Here is a 20092-nt window from a genome sequence, read left to right as displayed (position 1 = left end):
ACATCAATTATCGCTGAAGCAATGGCTCAATCCGTTTCACCCGTTGGCAACCTTGCCGGCCGGCAATGACTCGCGGTCTTTCTTCAAAAGCTCCGCCACCAGGAAGGACAGTTCCAGCGCCTGATCGGCATTGAGACGCGGATCACAATGCGTGTGGTATCGATCCTGCAATTCCTCATCGCGAATGGCGCGCGCACCGCCCGTGCACTCCGTGACGTTCTTGCCGGTCATCTCCACATGCAGCCCACCCGGATGCGATCCCTCGGCGCGGTGCACCTCGAAGAATGTCTGAACCTCCTTGAGTATCCGATCGAAGGGCCGTGTCTTGTAACCTGCGGCGGTGACAGTGTTGCCATGCATGGGATCGCAGGACCAGACGACCTTGCGGCCTTCCTTTTCCACCGCTCGAATGAGCTTGGGCAGATACTCGCCCACCTTGTCCGCACCGAAGCGGGCAATCAGGGTCAGGCGGCCCGGTTCGTTCTCCGGGTTAAGGATGTCGATCAGCTCCAGCAGGCCGTCCGGCGTAAGCGAAGGACCGCACTTCAGGCCCAGCGGGTTCCTGATGCCACGGCAGTACTCCACATGCGCGTGATCGGGCTGGCGCGTGCGGTCGCCGATCCAGATCATGTGACCAGAGGTGGCATACCAGTCGCCGGAGGTGGAATCGACACGCGTGAGCGCTTCCTCATAGCCAAGAAGCAGACCCTCATGGCTGGTGTAGAAGTCCGTCTCGCGCAGAGCATGCGTGCTTTCACCGGTAATACCGATAGCGCGCATGAAGTCGACCGTTTCAGAGATACGATTGGCCAATTCCTGATACCGCTCCGCCTGCGGACTGTCGGACAGGAAGCCCAGCATCCACTTGTGAACGTTTTCGAGGTTGGCAAAACCGCCTTGTGCGAAGGCACGAAGCAGATTGAGCGTCGCGGCCGACTGGCGATAGACCATCTCCTGGCGCGAAGGATCGGGGATGCGCGAGGCTTCGTTGAACTCGATGCCGTTGATGATGTCGCCCCGGTAGCTCGGGAGAACCACATCGCCCTTGGTTTCGGTATCGGAGGAACGCGGCTTGGCAAACTGGCCGGCAATGCGCCCGACCTTCACGACAGGCTGTGATCCGGCATAGGTCAAGACCACGGCCATCTGCAGAAACGCACGGAAGAAGTCTCGGATATTGTCCGCGCCGTGCTCGGCAAAGCTCTCGGCGCAATCGCCCCCCTGAAGCAGAAAACCGTTGCCTTCGGCCACCGCAGCTAAATGCTTCTTAAGCTTGCGGGCCTCACCAGCAAAAACGAGTGGCGGATACGTGGCCATGCGTGCCTCGACCTCGGCCAGGGCGTCAGCGTCCGGATAGGCCGGAACCTGCTGGATTGGCTTGTTTCTCCACGAATTCGGCGACCACTTCGTCATCTTGCTTACTCGACAGTTGCTACAGGATCATGCCCTCTATCCGCTGAAATCTCAAAGACGGATACTGGAAGGCCGCTTCTTAACCAAAGGAAGCGCCCGATACTAGCCCGCAATTGTGGCACAGAGGAAACACTAACGCACGAAAGATGCAAAATCAGGAATTTTCTGCATTAAAAGTGCATCGAAGAACGCCTCTTCCTCGGCCTCAAGCGTCACCGCACGCGGATAAGTCGGCGTCTTGCGATCCGCGATCACTGCAGCATCGAACCCATCAGTGTCGCGGACAAATCGCTCGACCCCGGCACGGCCGTGTTCCCGCAGGAAGCCCTGAAGCACCGCATCCAGATAAGATTGTATGATCTCCAGGCGAACGTTACCCAGCGCAGCGGACGCCTCGTAGACGTAAAGGGGGCAATCAGACGGCAAATCTGCGGATAGCTCCAGCTCGGCTGCGTCGAGCCGCACACGCCGGTAACGCTCTTCTCGCAGATCAACTGCTGCCAGATTTTCCGCACGATCAATGACAAGCAAGCCATCAATTGTAGAACAGCTATCACGCCTGACACTCAAAAGCGCTCGACTGCTCCCGGCATCACGCCGCACCCACTGCCGACGCCAGCCCTTGAGCCTCGCGGGCTGGGCATCGAGTATCCCGGTGCGATGGGTATCGCGGTTGACGAGCGACCCGTAGCCGAAATACCCGACCAGACCAACAGCGCCCACGCTCTTTCCCATGTCAGTCGACCCGATGGCCCTTCTCGACGCGATAAGTCGGCTGGTACATCGTCACCAGCTCTTCTGCCGCAGACGGGTGCACTGCCATGGTGCGATCAAAGTCGTCCTTGCTGAGCCTTGCCTTGAGCGCAATCCCCAGCACTTGTGCCATCTCGCCGGCATCCGGCCCCATAACATGCGCACCAAGAACCCGTCGGCTTTCGCCGTCGACGACGAGCTTCATCAGCATCTTCTCCTGACGGCCCGAAAGCGTATGACGCATGGGACGGAAGCTCGCGCGGTAGATCTCCAGCGTCTCAAAGCGCTGTGCAGCCTCGTCCTCGGAAAGCCCGACCGTGCCGATTTCCGGCTGGGAGAACACCGCCGTGGCAATCGTGTCATGGTCGACCTCGGTCGGATTGCCCTTGTATTCGGTCTCGATGAAGCACATTGCCTCATGGATTGCGACAGGCGTCAGTTGCACCCGGTTGGTCACATCACCCAAAGCCCAGATATTGTCGACATTGGTGCGGGAAAAACCATCGACCGGGATTTCACCAAGCTTACCGGTCGTCACGCCGGCGGCCTCCAACCCGAGCCCTTCTGTGTTGGGGATGCGACCGATGGCAAGCATCACCTGACCAGCCTCAAGGGTGGCACCGGATTTCAGTTGAACGAGAAGGTCTCCCTCCCCGCGCTTTTCGACTTTCGTCAGGACGTCCTGACACAGGATGTTGATGCCTTTGGCTTCCATCGTAGCATGAAGCTCACGACGCAGATCCAGGTCGAAACGCGAGAGAATTTCCTTGCCCCGGTAAACCAGGGTCGTCTTGACGCCGAGACCATGGAAAATGTTGGCGAACTCCACGGCAATATAGCCGCCACCTTCGATGATGATGGAGCCAGGCAGTTTTTCCAGATCGAATGCTTCGTTGGAAAAAATGCAGTGCTCATGGCCTGGAAGCGCCAGGTGAGGATTGGGGCGACCTCCGACGGCGATGATGATCTTGTCCGCGGTCACGCGTTTTCCACCGACATCCAGCGTGTGCCGATCCACCAGCGTGGCGCGCGCCTCGAAGATCTCGGCGCCGGCATTCTCGAGCCCTTTGCGATAGAGCCCTTCAAGCCGGGCGATCTCACGGTCCTTGTTGGCGACGAGCGTTTTCCAGTCAAACGTGGGTTTGGAGACCGACCAGCCATACCCGGCGGCATCTTCGAAATGCTCAGGAAACTGCGAGGCATAGACATAGAGCTTTTTGGGTACGCAGCCGCGAATGACGCATGTGCCGCCGAAGCGGTACTCTTCGGCAATCGCAACGCGTTTACCAAGCCCCGCTGCAAGGCGCGCAGCGCGCACCCCCCCGGATCCACCGCCAATCACAAACAGATCGTAATCGAAATCGCTCATTGTCTGATCCTCGCCCCTTGAACATCAGGAGCTCGCCACGCCCATGCGCTTTTCGAGCTCCGCAGCAACAGGAATGCTGCATCGCCGCATTCACTTAGAAACGCCGGCAGAAGAATAAAAGCCCGGTGCGAAGACCGGGCTCTAACTGTTTCGTGATCGAAAGCTTACTGAGCTTTCGTGCCCTCCTCGGACGCCTCACCATTTCCAGTCGCTTCAGTTGCAGCCTGGATCTGCTGCCCGACCATCTGAGCGAGATCACGCGCGATACCGCGACGCCAGATTTCACCAGCCTTCAGAACCTCGCGAGTGACGATCGGTCCATCCTCGATCAACTTCATGCCTGTGGGAGAGGTATAGAACTGCGCAATCTCGGTGAGCTCCTGCTCCGAGAAGACGCGGGCATAAGCCTGTGCTGCTTCGCGCTCCAGATCGACCCGGCGGCTCGCCAGCTCAATGGCCTTTTCGTCAACCGTGGCATTTATCAGTGCAACCATGTCCGGATTCTTGCGAATGAGCTCGGACTTCAAGGCCGCCGCCGCCTGTGGCAGAACGCCATCGAAATCATCTGTCGCATTGATCGCATCGATCGCGGAGCGCGCCGCGGCAAGATGCGAAGCGGAAATCTCCTGCGCTCCGGCAGGGGTGAAAGCGAACGTCATCGCCACGGCTGCGGAAGCTGCAACAAGGCGGATGCGGGTTGCCAGATTCATATGTTTCTCACTCCATTCTTGTTCATGCGGCCCCGAGGGTTCGCACCTCGCCATCACCAGCCACGAAGGCGGTGTCCGCAAGGTCCAGGAACAGGCCGTGTTCTACAACACCCGGTATGGCGTTCAAAGCGCTTGCCAATGCTCTTGGATCGGGAATGCGGCCAAAAGATGCATCGACGATCAGATGGCCACCATCCGTAACGAACGGTGCTCCGTTCCTTTCCCGAACCTCCAGGCTCCCGTCGAGTCCGAGCTGGCGTGCAACTTTGCCGATTGCCCGCACCGTGGCGCCAAGGCCGAACGCATTGACCTCGATCGGCAACGGGAAACGACCGAGCGTTTCAACGATTTTCGACTTGTCGGCAATGACGATCATCCGTTCGGAAGCCGCTGCCACGATCTTTTCGCGCAGCAACGCACCTCCGCCTCCCTTGATCAGCCCGAGTTGCGGCCCGATTTCGTCGGCACCGTCGACAGTCAGATCCAGTTCTGGTGTTTCCTCGAGCGTGGTAAGCGGCACACCAAGTTCGCTGCACAACGCCGCCGTGCGTTCGGAAGTGGGAACACCGATCACGGACAGGCCACCAGCAACACGTTCGGCCAACAGGCGGACGAACTCCTCGGCGGTGGACCCTGTCCCAATTCCGAGTCGCATACCATCTTCAACCTGATCAAGTGCAGCCCGAGCAGCCTCGATCTTCAATTCCCGCATATCCGCCGACATTTCGCCCCCGGTCGTATCTCAGCGGTTCCTAACCCGTTTTATCGCTCCCCGCAATGCAGGCCTACGCACCTGCGCCCGGACAGTACCCAACTTGCTTCACCCAGCCTTGCGCGGTATCCCAGTGAAACTCAACGAAGGGGACATCATGTCAGCGCCAATCATTGTCTTCGATCTCGATGGAACACTGGTCGACACGGCTCCAGACCTGCTCGACAGCCTCAATCACTGCCTCGAGACTGTCGACATGGAGCCGGTGAAACAGGAAGACATCAACCGTATCGTCGGTTTTGGCAGCCGCGTGATGATCGAGCGGGCTTTCGCCCTTCGCAAAAGGCATCTCGCCAGGGACCAGTTGGACACACTTCAGGCGATCTTCCTCGATCACTATACAGCCAACGTTCCCGGACATTCCCGCCCCTTTCCAGGAGCAATCGAGACCATCGAACGCTTTCGGGCGGCCGGGTACACCGCGGCTGTGTGTACCAACAAGCTGGAAGGCATGTCCCTTTCGCTTCTTGAAGCGCTCGGTCTTGTCGGGCATTTCCGGGCAATATGTGGCGGCGACACCTTCCCCATGCGCAAACCCGATCCAGGCCATCTCCTGAGGACCATTGCCATGGCAGGCGCAGATCCGCAACGGGCAGTGATGATTGGCGATTCGCGTACGGATATCGACACCGCGAAGGCCGCCGGCATCCCCGTCATTGCGGTCGATTTCGGCTATACCGATCAGCACGTAAGCACATTCGAGCCCTCGCGCGTGATCTCCCGTTTCGACGAGCTGACGGTCGAAATGGTGGAAAATCTGATTGCTGCGACAGCATCCTGACTGCAGGGCCGAAAGCCCGCTTGACACCCCCCCGCCCCGCCCCTTATATCGCGGCTCGCTTGACGATACTTCGTCAGCGGGCGCGTAGCTCAGCGGGAGAGCACACCCTTCACACGGGTGGGGTCGCAGGTTCAATCCCTGCCGCGCCCACCATCGCATCTTACCTTATTCAGCTTTTCTGACAGACCTGACGGCCACGCTTTCCGCGGCATCAGGCCCGGCCGGATCATTAGAATTTTATTCTTATCTTATTGTTTTTACTTACTTCTCCTTCATCAGAATCATTGATCTCCTAACAGGCAAGGCATGGAGATCAACCCGATGCAGGAGACGGGAGATGACATCCCGCTACGAGATAATCCTGGACCCCTCAGAGCTCTGGACTGTCTGGGACAATCTGCGAAACGAACCGGCAATGATCGGCATGACGGTCGTGGCCGGTATCAGCAAATCTGAGGCAGAAGACGCCTGCTATGTTCTCAATGAGGTAGAGAAGCGCCGCCTCGCGCGCGAGGAACGCAAGAAAGTCGCCAACTCCTGAGCGGGTGCATACGGCTCTTTGCCGCGGGTAGAACGCACCCGCTATAGCGATGGTGGCGCGCCGACGATGCCGAGACCTTGCGCTGAAGTTGCGATTCCAGACTTTTCAAGACCCGCGGATCAGCCTAAGCGGAGGGAGTGACTGAATACCGGAGTGATCCCGCATGAACCGCACAGCGTCCGCCTTTCTTCTCGTTGCCGTTTTAACGGGATCGCTGGCAGCCCTTGGGTTTGCGCTTCAGATCAAGGGATACGGCTTTGGCAGCCTCGGCAATGAAAGGCTTGACGGATTGGCCAGCGCAACAAGCTTCGTGCCACTGGCCGCTCTCTACGCCCTCGCAGCCATGCTGGTCACGATACTGCCCATCCGGGCAGCAGCGGTGGTCCATGCAAGCGGCACGACCCCGGTCTATCTGGCGGCTGTTGTTCTTTTGGCGACGATAGTCGGTGTCCAGGGAGCGCGACTGGCTTTCGGCAATACGGAAGCACTACGAGCGCTTCTCGATTGGCAGTTCCTTTTCGCCGCGGGAATCGTAGCGGCTCATCTTTCGCTCGACACTCTAAGGCGCAATGTGCTCCTGCGGACACTGGCCTTTATCGGCTTCGGCGTGGCTACTCTCGCCTGTCTCTACTGGACTTTCCGATTCTGACAGGTCTCCCATACTGACGGCCCGTCGAATCGCTGCGATCCCGTACAGTAGCCTTATAGGTACAAAGCTGTGGAAAGCGGCATATTCCGGCCATGCGTTCCCCGACTCACCCAAACCTGGCTACCCCGTCTCTACCCATTTTGATGTGGTGGGTGGACCTATGGTCAGGCCTCGGTGCGCCCCAATCGACCGAATTTGCAGGTTTTTTGTTCGCTGCCCCGGCACGACAATTCCTCCCGTCGGATAAGCCCGTCCCTGACGTGAAAACTGTTCATGGGTCGCAACGATGATGTGGGCGGTGGGGATTCACACCTGGTTCACGGGTCTCATCCGGCAGAGGGAGGAGTGCATCTTCATTCGATGTCCGAACGTGGCTCTGCACTTCCAAAGGCGGCCCTTGGGTCGCGAAACAGCAGGACCGTGTAGACACAATATCACCTGAGAGATGAACAGTGATCGTGTCCACACGGTTCTCATTTTGAGGATGAGGACACGATCATGCCCAAGCAAAACGGTTTTGGCGTTTTCTTCCCTGGCTGGCCTGGCAACAATCAGGACCAGGACCAGCATCAACATCAGCATCAAGGTGAATGGCAGCATCAGGGCCAGGAACAGACCGCAATCAACGCAGCGGAAAACACCGCGGGCAACAATGCGGACAACGGCGCTACCAACGATGCCGATAACACCAGCAACAATGCCGGTACGAACGTCGCATCCAATGCGGCGCAGAATGCAGCAACCAATCAGGCTGGCAACACTGCTGAAAATGCGGCCACCAATGCAGCTGACAATGCTGCCAGCAACAATGCCCGCAATGCGGCGCAGAACAACGCCGAGAACAATGCGACCAACAATACCGACGTGGCCACCAACGTCGCCACCTCGGTCAACACATCCGTGAACGTCGGTCTGGACGGCTTTGTGCCTACCGACAACGACTTCGCTGATGTGGACATCTACGGAGGTGGAACGGTCGACCAGCTGTTCATCAACCGCGATGGCGAGATTTCATACGACCCGGGCGACGACATGTCGTTCGACGACATTCTCAACAACTCGCTCAATGGCGGTGGAAACGACAACGCCTTCGTGATCGGTCAGGTGAACGATCTGGTCGACAACGACACTCTTGAGAACCCGAACGTCTCAAATGAGGCCGCGTTCAATCAGAACGGCCATGCGACGGGCGGCAATGCGACAGCCGATGATGGCATCGTAGCCGGCGGCGACGGTGGCGAAGGTGGCGGCGATGCCGACGCGGATGGCGGCAATGGTGCGCACGGTTATGCCGACGGTGGCTATGCCCGCGGCGGCATGGCTGACGACGCCAAAGCCTATGGCGGCAACGGTAACGGCGCTGCAGGCGGGGCAGGCGGAACGGCGACCGGCACGGGTCTCGGCCTTGGTGGTCTGGGCGTCGGCGTCGGTCTTGGCGGCGATGGTGGCACAGGTGGTGCCGGCGGCGCAGGCGGAACTGGTGGCGCAGGCGGCCTGGGCGGTTATGGCACAGGTGGCGCAGGTGGTACCGGAACGGGTGGCGCCGGCGGTGAAGGCTCCGGCGGCGAAGGCGGCTCGGGCGGTGAAGCCGGCAGCGGCGGAAACGCCGCAGCAGACGCCGCAGCTGCAGCCGATGCAGCCGCAGCTTCCGGCGGTCTCGGACTTGGCGGCGCAGCAGACGCAGCCGCTGCCGCCGATGCGGCCGCAGCCGCAGGTGGTGCAGGCGGCGCAGCTGGCGCTGGCGGGGCCGGCGGAACCGGTACCGGTGCTGCAGGCGGTGAAGGCTCCGGCGGCAACGGCGGAACAGGCACCGGCGGCGACGGCGGTGTAGGCGGCATGGGCGGTATAGGTGGCCTGGGCGGCGCAGCCGATGGCGGCGCAGGCCTCGGCTTCGGCCTTGGCGAAGGAGAAGGCTTCGGCCTGGGCGCTGCACGCGGTGGCGACGGTGGAAATGGTGGCAACGGCGCAGGCGGTTGGGCTTCTGCTATCGGCGGTGACGCTGGTGACGCATGGGCCGGACCGGTCTCAGGTGGCAACGGCGGCGCCGGCGGCATGGGCGGCATCGCGACCACAGGTGCAGGCGGCGCAGGCGGCGCCGGTGGCATGTGGGGTTCCAACAATGGCGATGACGGCTATGTGAATGGCATCTCAGAAGCAAGTGCGGATGCACTTGTCGACACCAGTGCCTTCAATCAGCAGATCGTCATGGGCGCGAACGTGCTCGGCAACACCGTGGATACCACAGTGGTAGGCGGCGATCTCAACAGCACCGTCGTCGGTGAAGACGACGCCTGACGACAAGCGACTTCCGGCGCCCACCCCCCTGGGCGCCGGAATCGGAGGTTTGCGCCATTCACCCTTCGTCTGACACCCGCAAACCTCCGCACCTTTCAAGCGGTGCACAGGCAATGATGGTCGGCAGAATGTCGATCCAGCCAGGTCGAAGCAAGGTGATGCTTTATGCATATGGATCAAACCACGGAAGCTATCGCCCACTTCATAGGACTGTTCTCCCAGGCCGTTGAGGAAGCCAGGCTGCGACTGGACTATGAAGACTTCAAGGCGTTGCCCGACACCACTCTTGAGCCAAACGAACTTCTCAATGTGAAGATTAACATTGTCAGCCCTTACGCCCTTGAAGGCTTCTCCCCACAGATCGAATACACTCCACCGCCAACCGATGGATTTGACGCTCATGTCATTGTCCATGTGCGTTACAATCCAATCCCCTTCCAGCTCGGCGGCCAAAGCGCTGGTCCTGTTCCGACAGTTGGCGGCACACCCTCCTCGGCAGGCGACACGGAGTTCTTTGCCGAATACCAGCCGCCCGGCTCCCTCGCGTTTTATCTCAAGCAGCAGGCGTATCTGGAGGACAATGATTATCTGAGCATAGGAAATCACGGACTACGCCTCACCCCGGTCGCTGACGCTGACGCGGCACTCGCAAACCTCATCGAGGCAGCCTCGCCTCTACAGCCGTTTTCCGATCTTGAGGAGCCCGGCTCCGCGGCGGAGATCGGCGACTTCATCATGCATGCTCCCGACCTCGCCGATGCGTTCATCAGCACACTTGGCGAAGGTGACGGTGTGATTGTTCTGCGGGGCGAATCTCTCGAAGGCAGCTTTCTGAACGGTGAGGAAGTCGAGGAACTACCTGACTTGGAAGCGCATCTCCCAAAGAAAATCACGGGAAATGAAGACGCGGACGCGGTCGAGACCGATTTCTCAACGCAATCGACAATGCATGTAGAGGCGGGAGCGAACCTCCTGGTCAATGAAGCGACCCTCGTGAACGACTGGTACGGAGCTCCCGTACTCGCGGTAGCCGGCGACTATGTCCATTTCAACGCGATCAGCCAGTTGAACGTATGGAGCGATAACGACACGACGAGCGCGGCGCTCAACGGCTGGAAATCGCTGATCGAAACGCCAACCAAAGCTCTCAACACGGCCACCATCCAGACGATCGACAACCCGCCTCCGGCCGGTCTCCAGAATGCAGAAGGTGCCCCTGTGTTCCCGACTCACTGGCAGGTTTCAAGAATCGACGGCGACCTGATGCTGACCAACTGGATCAAGCAGGTTAGCTTCGTGGAAGACAACGACATAACCATAATGTCGGTTTCCGGTGGCGGAACGGAGATCATTCTCGGCAACAACACCGTCATCAACGCATCGTCGCTTGCCGAACTGGGCAATTATTATGACCTCATCATCGTCGGCGGCAATGTCTACCACGCGAACATCATAAGCCAGACAAACATCCTTCTGGACGACGATATCGTGGGAACGGTCGGCGACTTTCAGACCGCTGGTTCTGCCTCGTTGTCGACTAGCGGAAATCTCCTCTGGAACGAGGCTTCCATCACCCAGTATGGCACAATGTCGTTCGATGCGATGCCCCCGTCCTACATGGAAGCATTGAACCAGTTGGCCGGTGGGGCAGACCCTGCCCCGCAATCGCTTCTTTCGTCAGTGGATTTTGCCGGAGTGCCGGCCATTCGGGTTCTCTACATTTCCGGCGACGTGGTCGATCTACAATATGTCAGCCAGACCAATGTGCTGGGTGATGCAGACCAGGTCGCGCTTGCAAAAAGCCAGAGCTCGGCGCACGCCGATGCATCATGGGAGATTTCTACCGGCTCCAACGCACTCGTCAACCAGGCGACCATTATCGATGGGGGCGTTAACTCGACGACTTACACTGCGGGCTCTGTCTATTCGGACGAGTTGCTCATTCAGGCTGAACTGATCTCCAGCGATACCAACCTCTATACGCAGAGTGCTGACGCATTGATCAGCGAGGCCGTGGTGTTTCTGAGCGATGATCTCGTAGCGCCAGGCGAAGGAGACGCTAACCAAAATCCGTCCAATGCCTCCAACCCTGACGGTGGCACAGCGGACGTGATGCAGACAATGCTTGGATAGCAGAGAGCCGGGGGGGAACAACATGCTGGACAAACCTACAAAGCGACCGGCCCATGTGAATGATGCATCGTCCTGCGCGCCAGGCATGGAAGACCAAGCGCGCAAGCAGCGTATTCTGCGCGCTGCCGATGAAGAGATTTCACGCATTTTCAGGGAAGTGGATGCGCGGGCTGCAAAGCAAAGCCCCGAAGTGGGGAAGGAAAAATCCACTGACGATTTCATCCCCGGAGATGACAACGCGTCTGGGACGCCCGAGGACAAACCGGTTGCCAGGTCAGCGTGTCCCGACGACATTCCCGTCGAGGCACCGGTTCAGCAACCCCAAAGTGCCCCCGGGCAAAGCGAAGTCCATGAAGCTCGATCAAGCGGCAAAACTGCGGAAATGGCGAACAGCAGCGGCGCCAAAGGCTCGTTTCACCGCCGGCTTGGTCCAGTAGACTTTTCAAAGAGCCTCACCGCGGGTCTGTCAGCGGTTCGCAAAAACATGCTCATGGTGCTCCTCTTCACCAATGCGAGCAACATCCTCGTCCTCGCCATCCCGATCTATCTCTTTCAGATTTCCGACCGCGTTCTGACAAGTCGCTCAACCGATACGCTCATTATGCTGACGATTGTCATCGTGGGCGCGGTGCTGCTCCAGGCCGTTTTCGACGCTATAAGAAGATTTATCCTGATGCGCACTGCGGTCGAGGTCGCGGCTCAATTGGGGGCGCCGATCTTGAGTGCGGCGGCGCGCGCTTCGCTGCACGGAACTGGACGCGAGTACCAGACCCTCGGCGACCTGCAGCAACTGCGCTCATTTCTGGTGTCAGGCACGCTGCTCGCCTTCCTCGACATCCCTTTCGCCCCGATCTTCGTGCTGGCCGTATTCCTGGTCCATCCTCATCTGGGAAGCATAGTGGTCCTGTCGGCACTCCTCCTTACCCTGGTCGCCTTCATCAACCAGCGCGCCACAGCCGCCCCGTTTGGCGAAGCGAATGTCTATCAAAGCAAAGCCAATCTGCATCTCGACTCCATGGCGCGGAATTCGCAGATCATCAACGCTCTGGCGATGATCCCGGAAGCGGTGAAGATCTGGGGGCAGGACACGGCCGGTTCGCTGAAGGCTCAGGTCAAGGCACAGGACCGCAACATCGTTTCAGCAGCCACCTCGCGCGCCATCCGCCTTCTGACGCAGGTGGCCCTGCTTGGCTGGGGGGCATATCTCGCCATCCAGGGACACATAACCGGTGGCATGGTGATCGCTGCCTCCATCATCGCAGGCCGAGCACTGGCGCCGATAGAAGGTTCAATCGAAGGCTGGAACCAGTTCATTCTTTCCCGGGGAGCCTACCGGCGGATCAGCACGCTGCTCCGCTCCTCTCCCCTGAATCTCGAACGGCTGGTTCTCCCGAAGCCCGAAGGCAGGCTGGATGTGGAACGGGTGCTGTATGTGCCGCAGGGCACGAAACGGGTCGTTCTCAACGGCATCAATTTCTCTCTGCGACCAGGGGACTCCCTCGCCGTGATCGGCAATTCCGGCGCAGGAAAGACGACGCTCGGCAAAATGCTCGTGGGGTCGATATTGCCCACCTCGGGCAGCGTCCGGCTGGACCTCATGGACCTGCGCAACTGGGATCAGCGGCAATTCGGCGACAATATCGGTTATCTCCCGCAGGACGTTCAGCTCTTCCCCGGTTCGATCAAAGCCAACATTGCGCGCATGCGCGACGATGTGGAGGATCAGGAAATCTATCAGGCGGCAATTCTCGCCGATGTGCATGAGATGATCGCAACATTCCCGCAAGGTTACGAAACAATCGTGGCGGCCGACGGCTCCCCCCTGTCAGGTGGACAAAAGCAGCGCATCGCCCTCGCCCGTGCCTTCTTCGGCAATCCGCGCATGATTGTCCTCGACGAACCCAATTCGAACCTGGACAGCGCCGGCGATGCCGCCCTTGCGCGGGCGTTGAAGCATGCCAAGCAGAACCGGATCACTGCGGTCGTGATCACCCAGCGCCCGTCCCTGCTCCAGCATGTCGACAAGATCCTGCTGATGACGAACGGAACGATTTCCATGTTCGGCCGCCGCGAGGACGTGCTGCGCGCCCTTGCAGCCCATCAGGCCGGGCAATTGCAAAATGGCCCTCTGGCCACTCAGCTTCCCTGAAGGCAGGCTTCCGATGAGTTCCTCAGATATCGCAAAACTCCAGGACATGACATGGTACGCGGAAGTTCCGCGTTCGATACGCAAGCAATCCATAGCCGGGGTCGTTCTACTGGTTCTTTGTTTCGGCGGTTTCGGTGTCTGGGCGAGCTTTGCCCCTTTGGCCGCGGCCGTCATCTCGCAGGGCAGTTTCGTCGCCACTGGTCAGAACAAGATCGTCCAGCATCTCGAAGGCGGCGTCATCAAGGAAATTCTTGTTTCGGAAGGTGACCATATCATCGCCGGTCAACCCTTGTTGCAGCTTGATGAGACGTCAGCTCTTGCCAATGAGCGGCAGCTTTTTCTCCGGCGCGCCCGCCTGCTGGCCATCGTCGCCCGATTGAGCGCAGAGTATCAGGAAAGGGATAATATCGACTTTCCTGACGAGCTGACGGAGCGAATGATCGATCCGGAAGTCGCTGAAATCCTCGATAGCCAAAAACTCAACTTCGCGTCCTCAAAACGTAAATTGAACAGTGAAATTGAGCTGCTTAACAACAACATCGCCGCACTTGAAATTCGCGGCCGCGGCTACGAGGCTCAGCATCAGGCACTCACCCGCCAACTTGCGTTTCTTTCCGACGAGTTCAACGGCAAGCAAAAGCTCTATGAGCAGGGGCTGATGCGCAAACCGGAGATTTCGGCGATCAAACGGGCCATGGCCGAAGCGGAGGGACAGATCGGACGCCTTGCCGCCGAGGTGGATGAAACGCAGGCGCAGATCGCCCGGTACCGTCAGCAGGCAGCTCAAACCCTTGCAGCCTATCGACAGGCCGCCCTCGATGAGCTGCAGGCAATCGAAGCAGAGCTTGATGCGGTGCGCGAACAATCACGTGCAGCCGAAAACGTCTTGCGCCGCGCCACTATCAATGCGCCCGTTACCGGTACCGTCATAAGACTGTATTATCACACCCCGGGTGGCGTCATCGAAAGCGGCAAGAGTATCGCTGAAATCCTGCCTTCCGATGTTCCCCTGATCATCGAGACCCAGATACCGCGCACCAAGATCGACAGCGTGCGAGTAGGCCAGGAGGCCACGGTCCGACTGACCGCACTCAATCAGCGCACCACACCTGTCCTGATGGGCGAAGTCTTCTATGTTTCCGCCGACGCTCTGCGTGATCAGTCCGCTGCCGACAAGAGCGAGATCTATCTTGCGCGCGTGCGCCTGCCGCCAAGCGAACTCGCACGTGTCCGGGGTTTTCTGCCGACACCGGGCATGCCAGCGGAAGTTCTGATCCAGACAACGGAACGCACCTTCTTCGAATATCTCTCGAAACCAATCATGGACAGCATGAACCGCGCCTTCCGTGAGGACTGAACGGCTTTTCAGTGGCAGCGTGGACGCTGGAAATCAGCAGTGCTAGCATGGCTTCATTGAGCCATCCGAGCTGAGTGCGAGAAGTCTTGCGATGAAGGAAGGCAACCCGCGTTTCCGCGACTTACTGACCCTGCTGGGACAGCTGAACTACACATGGACCAACACGGAAAGTCTTCTGATCCATCTTATCGCGGGGCTCGCCCGGGTGGACATGGAAACCGCCACGGTGATTTTCCTGACCCTCAACACCTCCAGAGCCCGTGTCGATCTGGTTGAACGCCTCGCCAAGCTCGGTCGAACTGATCCGCAGATACGTCAGGACGTTCTAAGCGTCACACGCAGCATGATGAGTGAGGCCAGGCTTCGGAACAAGTACAATCACTGCATTTATTCCTTCGATGACGCCGGAGAGAATGTCTCGACACTACTCATGCGGATTTCGGATTCCGGCGACCGTCTGAAGTATGGAAAGGTCGACGCAATCGATGATGCCGAAATCGCCAACATCACCACTTCCATCAATCGTCTGATCGCCACGAACCGTGAGATCTGGGCGCTGGCGAAGAAGCATGGTTTTCCGGTCTGAAGCCTTCGGCATTGTGCGTCCTCCCTGCTCTCTAACCCGATTGGCTCTCCTCTCAGCCGGATTGATGAATTGGTAGATGCAGGCCGCTGAGGTTACGGTTTCGTCAGAACATCCGCTTTTTTTTAAGAAAACGGACGAAACGGGCCAAAATCTCCGAAAATGTCGCTGAACCATCTCAAACAGGGCCTCAAACAAGCGCATGGAACAGCGCTCCTGCCGTTTCGGGCGGCGGCGGGCCGCATACGGATGGTCGCGCATCGTTCGGTGCGCTTTTCCGGCGTCTACGCCAACTATGACGATGCCTTGAGCGCCGCCAGCCGGCGCGGTCTTGCCGGGTACGATCATGACGCAGTCGCTGGCGTGGCTTTCGAGCAGATGTGCCGATTGATGCCGTGGGACTACCCGGTTCTGTTCTGGCTCAGTCAACTACGGCAAGACATCCGTTCACTGCTTGATGCAGGTGGCCATATGGGCACGAAATTCCGCGCGTTCAGAAGCATTCTGCCTGAAATCGACTGCCTTGAATGGACCGTTTACGACTTGCCTGCCATTGTCAAAGCTGGAGAAGAACGCGCGCGCGACGATGATATCTGGAGTTTGCGCTTTACGGGCAGCCTGGACGATCGCGGCCCCTACGACCTGTTTCTCGGATCAGGCTTGTTGCAATATCTCGATCTTCCGTTGGCCGTTCTTCTGGGACGTCTGGTGGCGCTCCCAAAACATCTGCTCCTGAACAAGGTGGCACTGCGGAAGGGAAAAACCATCGTCACGCTGGAAAGGATCGGGCCGGCACTGGTCCCCTACCACATCCGTAGCGAGGCCTCGTTTCTGGAAGCGATCGAAGGGATGGGCTATCGGGTCGTTGACCGCTGGAATATTCCTTCACTGTCTCACGTCATCGACACGCACCCCGAATACGGTGCGAGCGAAAGTGCCGGTTTCTATTGCGTAAGGGACTGACCGGCATCACGCACCGGGTACCAGTACCCACAGTCATGCCGATTGCGCATGTCTGCACTTCTCCTGTGTCTCTTTCCTTGGAGCGCATTCTCCTCTACCACGGAGCCGGTTCATTTCGAGGTAGAGAAAGTGCAACCATCCACGATCCGGACGGCCACCTATCCAGCGGCCATTTTCGCTGTTTATGTCGCTGCTTCGATGCTTCTCCCAGCTGCAGTTGATCTCTATTACGGAAATGATGATTGGCAGATTTTCGTTGTCTGCTCGTTGGCGACGGGCGCCATCGCCCTCACAATTGCTGCAGCTACGCGTGCGCCGCTCACTCGTGGCTCCACGCAGTCGACGTTTCTGGTCGTGGTGCTGCTATGGCTAATGCTTGGCCTGGTTGGTGCCCTGCCATTCTACACGGCGTCGCTGAAACTCGACCTTGCCGAGGCCGTTTTCGAATCGGTGTCTGCCATCACCACCACAGGATCGACCGTCATCGCCGGACTGGACACCCTGCCTCCCGGGCTGCTGCTGTGGCGCTCGATCCTGCAATGGATTGGCGGTATTGGCGTGGTCGCGCTCGGCCTTTTCCTGCTGCCGCTGCTCAAGGTGGGTGGCTTTTCCTACTTTCGGGTCGAATCATCGGACATCGAGAACCGTCCCTTTGAACGCTTCATCAGCTTTCTCATCGCGCTTGTCGGCATCTACTGTCTTTTGACAGCGCTTTGCGCCCTTGCATATGCGGCCGCCGGCATGAGCAATTTTGATGCGGTCAACCACGCCATGACCACCATCGCGACAGGTGGTTTTTCCACGCATGACGCATCCTTTGGCTATTTTGAAGGCAATGCCGTGTTGTGGGTGGGAACAGTCTTCATGCTGCTCGCCGCCCTGCCCTTCTCAATCCTGGTGTTGTTCTTCGCGCGTGGGCGCCTTGACGCCCTGCGTGACCCGCAGATCAGGCTTTTCCTGAGTTATGTGGCGGTGATCGTTCTTGTTCTGGCCGTACAGCGTCGCCTTGCCAGCGGTGATCCATTCGACGACATTCTTGCGTCCACCGCTTTCAATTTCGCTTCGATCATCACCACGACCGGCTTTGCCAGCGAAGATTATACGCTTTGGGGGCCGTTCGCAGTGACATTGGCCTTTTTTGCGACCTTTTTGGGAGGTTGTTCCGGTTCAACCTCCGGCGGCGTCAAGGCATACCGCTTCCTCATTCTGGGAGCGATGCTGCGCAACGGCCTGCGTTTGCTCATTCATCCCCATTCCGTCCAGGCCCTGCGGTATGGCAAACGCGTCGTCGACGAAGAGATGCAGCGCTCCGTGGTTCTGTTCGTGACCGGCTTTCTGATATCGTGGGTGGTGGCAACGCTTTTGCTGGCTGCAACAGGTCTTGACTTCCTGACCTCGATAACCGGTTCGCTCACCGCGTTGACCAATGTTGGTCCCGGACTGGGGACGACGATCGGCCCCGCCGGTAATTTCGTACCGCTCAGCGATTTCGCAAAATGGGTCCTTTCCGGGACAATGCTGCTCGGCCGGCTGGAAATCCTCGCAGTTGTGGTTCTCCTGGTTCCGACATTTTGGCGCGACTGACCGGTGGCATGTTCGGTCCGCCGGGCGGTATCTCCCGCCGGGGCGGGGCGCAATCAGATGCTGGAAGAACGCAGATCCGTGGTCTTCTCCAGCGCAGCTTTCAAGTGCGCATCGCGCTCGTATATATCACCATGATAGGCAATCACCCCATCCGTCTGCGGCCAGGCAGTGAAATAGCCGATATAGACCGGTATGTCGCGCTCGACCTTGCGCCGGGTGGGACGGCTGCGGTCGCCGGTCTCGATAGCGCGCGAGACCTCGTCAACAGAGATGCCGAGGACCGCTGCCGCCATGGCGCGCGGGTCCGCAAGCCTAACACAGCCGTGGCTGAACGCGCGCGTGTCTCTCTGAAACAGGCTCTTGGCCGGTGTGTCGTGCATGTAGATCGCATGGCGATTGGGAAAGAGTATCTTAAGTTCGCCCAGCGCATTGCTGCGTCCGGGCTTCTGGCGAACGCTGTAGGGAACATTCGCTCCATAGCGTCCCCAGTTTACGGCGGAAGACGAGACCTTGCGTCCCTGACTGTTGATCACCTCATAGCCATTCCGGTCGAGATAGCTCGGGTCGCGCCAGAGCTTCGGAAGCATCTCGTTGACGATGATGGACCGCGGAACGCCCCAGTATGGGTTGAACTCCACGGTTTCCAGCTTGTCGTAGAAGAAGCTCGTCTGATTGGCATTGCGTCCAACCACCGTGCGCATGGAAAGCCGCGGTTCTCCATTCTCGAAGAAATCGACGTTGAAGGCGGCGGCATTGATGACAACGCGCGTATCACCCAGTTCCGAGGGGTGCCAGCGCAACCGTTCGAGCGCATAAAGCACCTTCTCGATCCGCGCGGTTTTTGAAACGCCCGCGATCGCCGCGACCGTCCGTGGCCCAATGATGCCATCCGGTTTGAGACCGTGAATTTCCTGCGCGGCCTTGATCACCGGAACAAGGGCATCATCGTACGCTTCACTGCCTTGATGCTCCTTCAAAACAGCGCCATGAGCCTCCAGAAAGGCATCGCTGGCATCACGTTCGATGATTTTGAGTAGCTTGGCGAATTCAGTAGATCTTCCACCGGGTCGGACAAACGCCTTCGGGTCAACGATGATCTCCCGCTCGGCAGCGCCGCGCAAAACCTCCAGCTCGGCACGAAGCTGGCGATAAACGTCATTGCGCGGGTGCAAACCCTCAAGATAGAGATCCGCCTCCGTCATGTTCGCCATGAAGCCAATGCTCTGAACCAGATCCATCGGTTTCTCGGGAAAGTCATGATAACCGGAGAGCTTGTTGGGATTGACACGGCCAGCATGCGCATCACGCGCGTACCGCAGAGCACGTGCGGTTAGCGTCATCTCGAAGCGGATCAGCTCTTTCTGGCGGCTTGCGATGTCGTCGTAGGAAAAGTCGCTCGAAGGGACCCCGACCGTATAATCGACATCGGACAGCCCGTGGCTGGAGGCTTCCGAGAGCACCCGCAGAACGCGTTTTGCCCGTTCGTTGACCTGGTAACCGGAAACCCAAATGAAGTCGGGATTCTTCGAGTAAAACGCTACGATTGCCTGGGCAATGTCCTTTTCCGCGTATAACTCGACCCCTTCCAGCATGGGTAGGGCTTCCCGGAAGGATACGCCCTCAAAGGTCGGCGCGAATGCCCCTTCAGCCGGCGAGAGCGAAATCTCGGAAAACTCGACATGAGCGAGCGGTTCCGCCTTGTAGCTATAGTATGAGGGACCGGCAATCCTCGGCGCTTTGGCAGGCTTCCGCTTTACCGGAGCGGGCTTGACTGGCCTCGGGGGCTCGCTTCGGACTCGGGCAGGTTTTCGATTGCTCCCTCCGAAGAGCATGTCAAAAAGATTATCCGACTGCGCATGGGCCTGCCCCACACCTCCAGCGAACAGCATAGCCGCCATACAGGTCAGCCCGCTTTTGCGCATGGACTTCAACATAATCGATCACCCCGCCGAGATTCGAACTCGTTGCCACAACCAGAATAGTCAGTTTCACAACCAAAATAACAGGTCTCCGCCACAAGGTCGCGGGCTGATCGATAAA

General features: G+C 58.7%; 16 protein-coding genes and 1 tRNA gene. 11 read left to right on the top strand and 6 right to left on the bottom strand.

Annotation, left to right across the window (positions count from 1 at the left end):
* Positions 1–36 precede the first annotated feature (36 nt).
* The 5 genes from P2W41_RS09240 to rpiA all read right to left on the bottom strand — a co-directional run bounded on the left by P2W41_RS09240 (position 37) and on the right by rpiA (position 4969).
* Positions 37–1413, bottom strand: coding sequence for a class II 3-deoxy-7-phosphoheptulonate synthase (locus P2W41_RS09240; protein ID WP_292895934.1), 1377 nt, complete (start codon positions 1411–1413; stop codon positions 37–39).
* A gap of 132 nt (positions 1414–1545) precedes the next feature.
* Positions 1546–2148, bottom strand: a complete 603-nt coding sequence (locus P2W41_RS09235; protein ID WP_404932991.1) for a gamma-glutamylcyclotransferase family protein — start codon at positions 2146–2148, stop codon at positions 1546–1548.
* A 1-nt stretch (position 2149) separates the two neighbouring features.
* On the bottom strand, positions 2150–3535 hold the full coding sequence (gor, locus tag P2W41_RS09230; protein ID WP_292895938.1) for a glutathione-disulfide reductase: 1386 nt from the start codon (positions 3533–3535) through the stop codon (positions 2150–2152).
* A gap of 164 nt (positions 3536–3699) precedes the next feature.
* Positions 3700–4245, bottom strand: a complete 546-nt coding sequence (locus tag P2W41_RS09225; RefSeq protein WP_292895940.1) for a DUF2059 domain-containing protein — start codon at positions 4243–4245, stop codon at positions 3700–3702.
* A gap of 22 nt (positions 4246–4267) precedes the next feature.
* Positions 4268–4969 carry a ribose-5-phosphate isomerase RpiA gene (gene rpiA / locus P2W41_RS09220; protein WP_292895942.1) on the bottom strand — a complete coding sequence of 234 codons (702 nt, stop codon included), beginning with the start codon at positions 4967–4969 and terminating at the stop codon, positions 4268–4270.
* Between the two features lie 145 nt (positions 4970–5114).
* Here rpiA and P2W41_RS09215 point away from each other — a divergent pair, with 145 nt between their 5' ends.
* The 11 genes from P2W41_RS09215 to P2W41_RS09165 all read left to right on the top strand — a co-directional run bounded on the left by P2W41_RS09215 (position 5115) and on the right by P2W41_RS09165 (position 18052).
* The gene (locus P2W41_RS09215; RefSeq protein ID WP_404932990.1) at positions 5115–5798 is read left to right on the top strand and encodes an HAD family hydrolase; all 684 of its coding nucleotides are present in this window, start codon (positions 5115–5117) and stop codon (positions 5796–5798) included.
* 78 nt (positions 5799–5876) lie between these two features.
* Positions 5877–5951: transfer RNA gene (locus P2W41_RS09210), tRNA-Val, on the top strand.
* A 184-nt stretch (positions 5952–6135) separates the two neighbouring features.
* A complete protein-coding gene (locus tag P2W41_RS09205) occupies positions 6136–6339 on the top strand; it encodes a hypothetical protein (protein ID WP_292895946.1) in 204 nt (67 codons plus the stop codon).
* 163 nt (positions 6340–6502) lie between these two features.
* Entirely contained in the window at positions 6503–6988 is a 486-nt protein-coding gene (locus P2W41_RS09200; protein ID WP_292895948.1) for a hypothetical protein, read from the top strand.
* A gap of 498 nt (positions 6989–7486) precedes the next feature.
* The gene (locus P2W41_RS09195; protein ID WP_404932989.1) at positions 7487–9283 is read left to right on the top strand and encodes a hypothetical protein; all 1797 of its coding nucleotides are present in this window, start codon (positions 7487–7489) and stop codon (positions 9281–9283) included.
* A gap of 165 nt (positions 9284–9448) precedes the next feature.
* Positions 9449–11416 carry a type I secretion protein gene (locus P2W41_RS09190; protein ID WP_404932988.1) on the top strand — a complete coding sequence of 656 codons (1968 nt, stop codon included), beginning with the start codon at positions 9449–9451 and terminating at the stop codon, positions 11414–11416.
* 22 nt (positions 11417–11438) lie between these two features.
* The gene (locus tag P2W41_RS09185) at positions 11439–13565 is read left to right on the top strand and encodes a type I secretion system permease/ATPase (RefSeq protein ID WP_404932987.1); all 2127 of its coding nucleotides are present in this window, start codon (positions 11439–11441) and stop codon (positions 13563–13565) included.
* A gap of 13 nt (positions 13566–13578) precedes the next feature.
* On the top strand, positions 13579–14922 hold the full coding sequence (locus P2W41_RS09180) for an HlyD family type I secretion periplasmic adaptor subunit (protein WP_404932986.1): 1344 nt from the start codon (positions 13579–13581) through the stop codon (positions 14920–14922).
* Between the two features lie 91 nt (positions 14923–15013).
* Positions 15014–15508 (top strand): hypothetical protein, encoded by a 495-nt coding sequence (locus tag P2W41_RS09175; RefSeq protein ID WP_404932985.1) that lies wholly within the window; start codon positions 15014–15016, stop codon positions 15506–15508.
* 159 nt (positions 15509–15667) lie between these two features.
* Complete coding sequence (locus P2W41_RS09170; protein WP_292895960.1) at positions 15668–16468, top strand: methyltransferase, TIGR04325 family; 801 nt, start codon at positions 15668–15670, stop codon at positions 16466–16468.
* 129 nt (positions 16469–16597) lie between these two features.
* Complete coding sequence (locus P2W41_RS09165) at positions 16598–18052, top strand: TrkH family potassium uptake protein (protein ID WP_292900182.1); 1455 nt, start codon at positions 16598–16600, stop codon at positions 18050–18052.
* 53 nt (positions 18053–18105) lie between these two features.
* On the opposite strand, the gene P2W41_RS09160 is transcribed toward P2W41_RS09165, so the two are convergent.
* Positions 18106–19986 carry a murein L,D-transpeptidase gene (locus tag P2W41_RS09160; RefSeq protein WP_404932984.1) on the bottom strand — a complete coding sequence of 627 codons (1881 nt, stop codon included), beginning with the start codon at positions 19984–19986 and terminating at the stop codon, positions 18106–18108.
* Positions 19987–20092: the final 106 nt, after the last annotated feature.

Origin of the sequence: Nitratireductor sp. L15S-10, assembly GCF_045011005.1 — a bacterium.
GTDB lineage: Bacteria > Pseudomonadota > Alphaproteobacteria > Rhizobiales > Rhizobiaceae > Nitratireductor.
The sequence above is the reverse complement of the archived record's forward strand: the minus strand, read 5'-3'. Positions and strand labels throughout refer to the sequence as shown.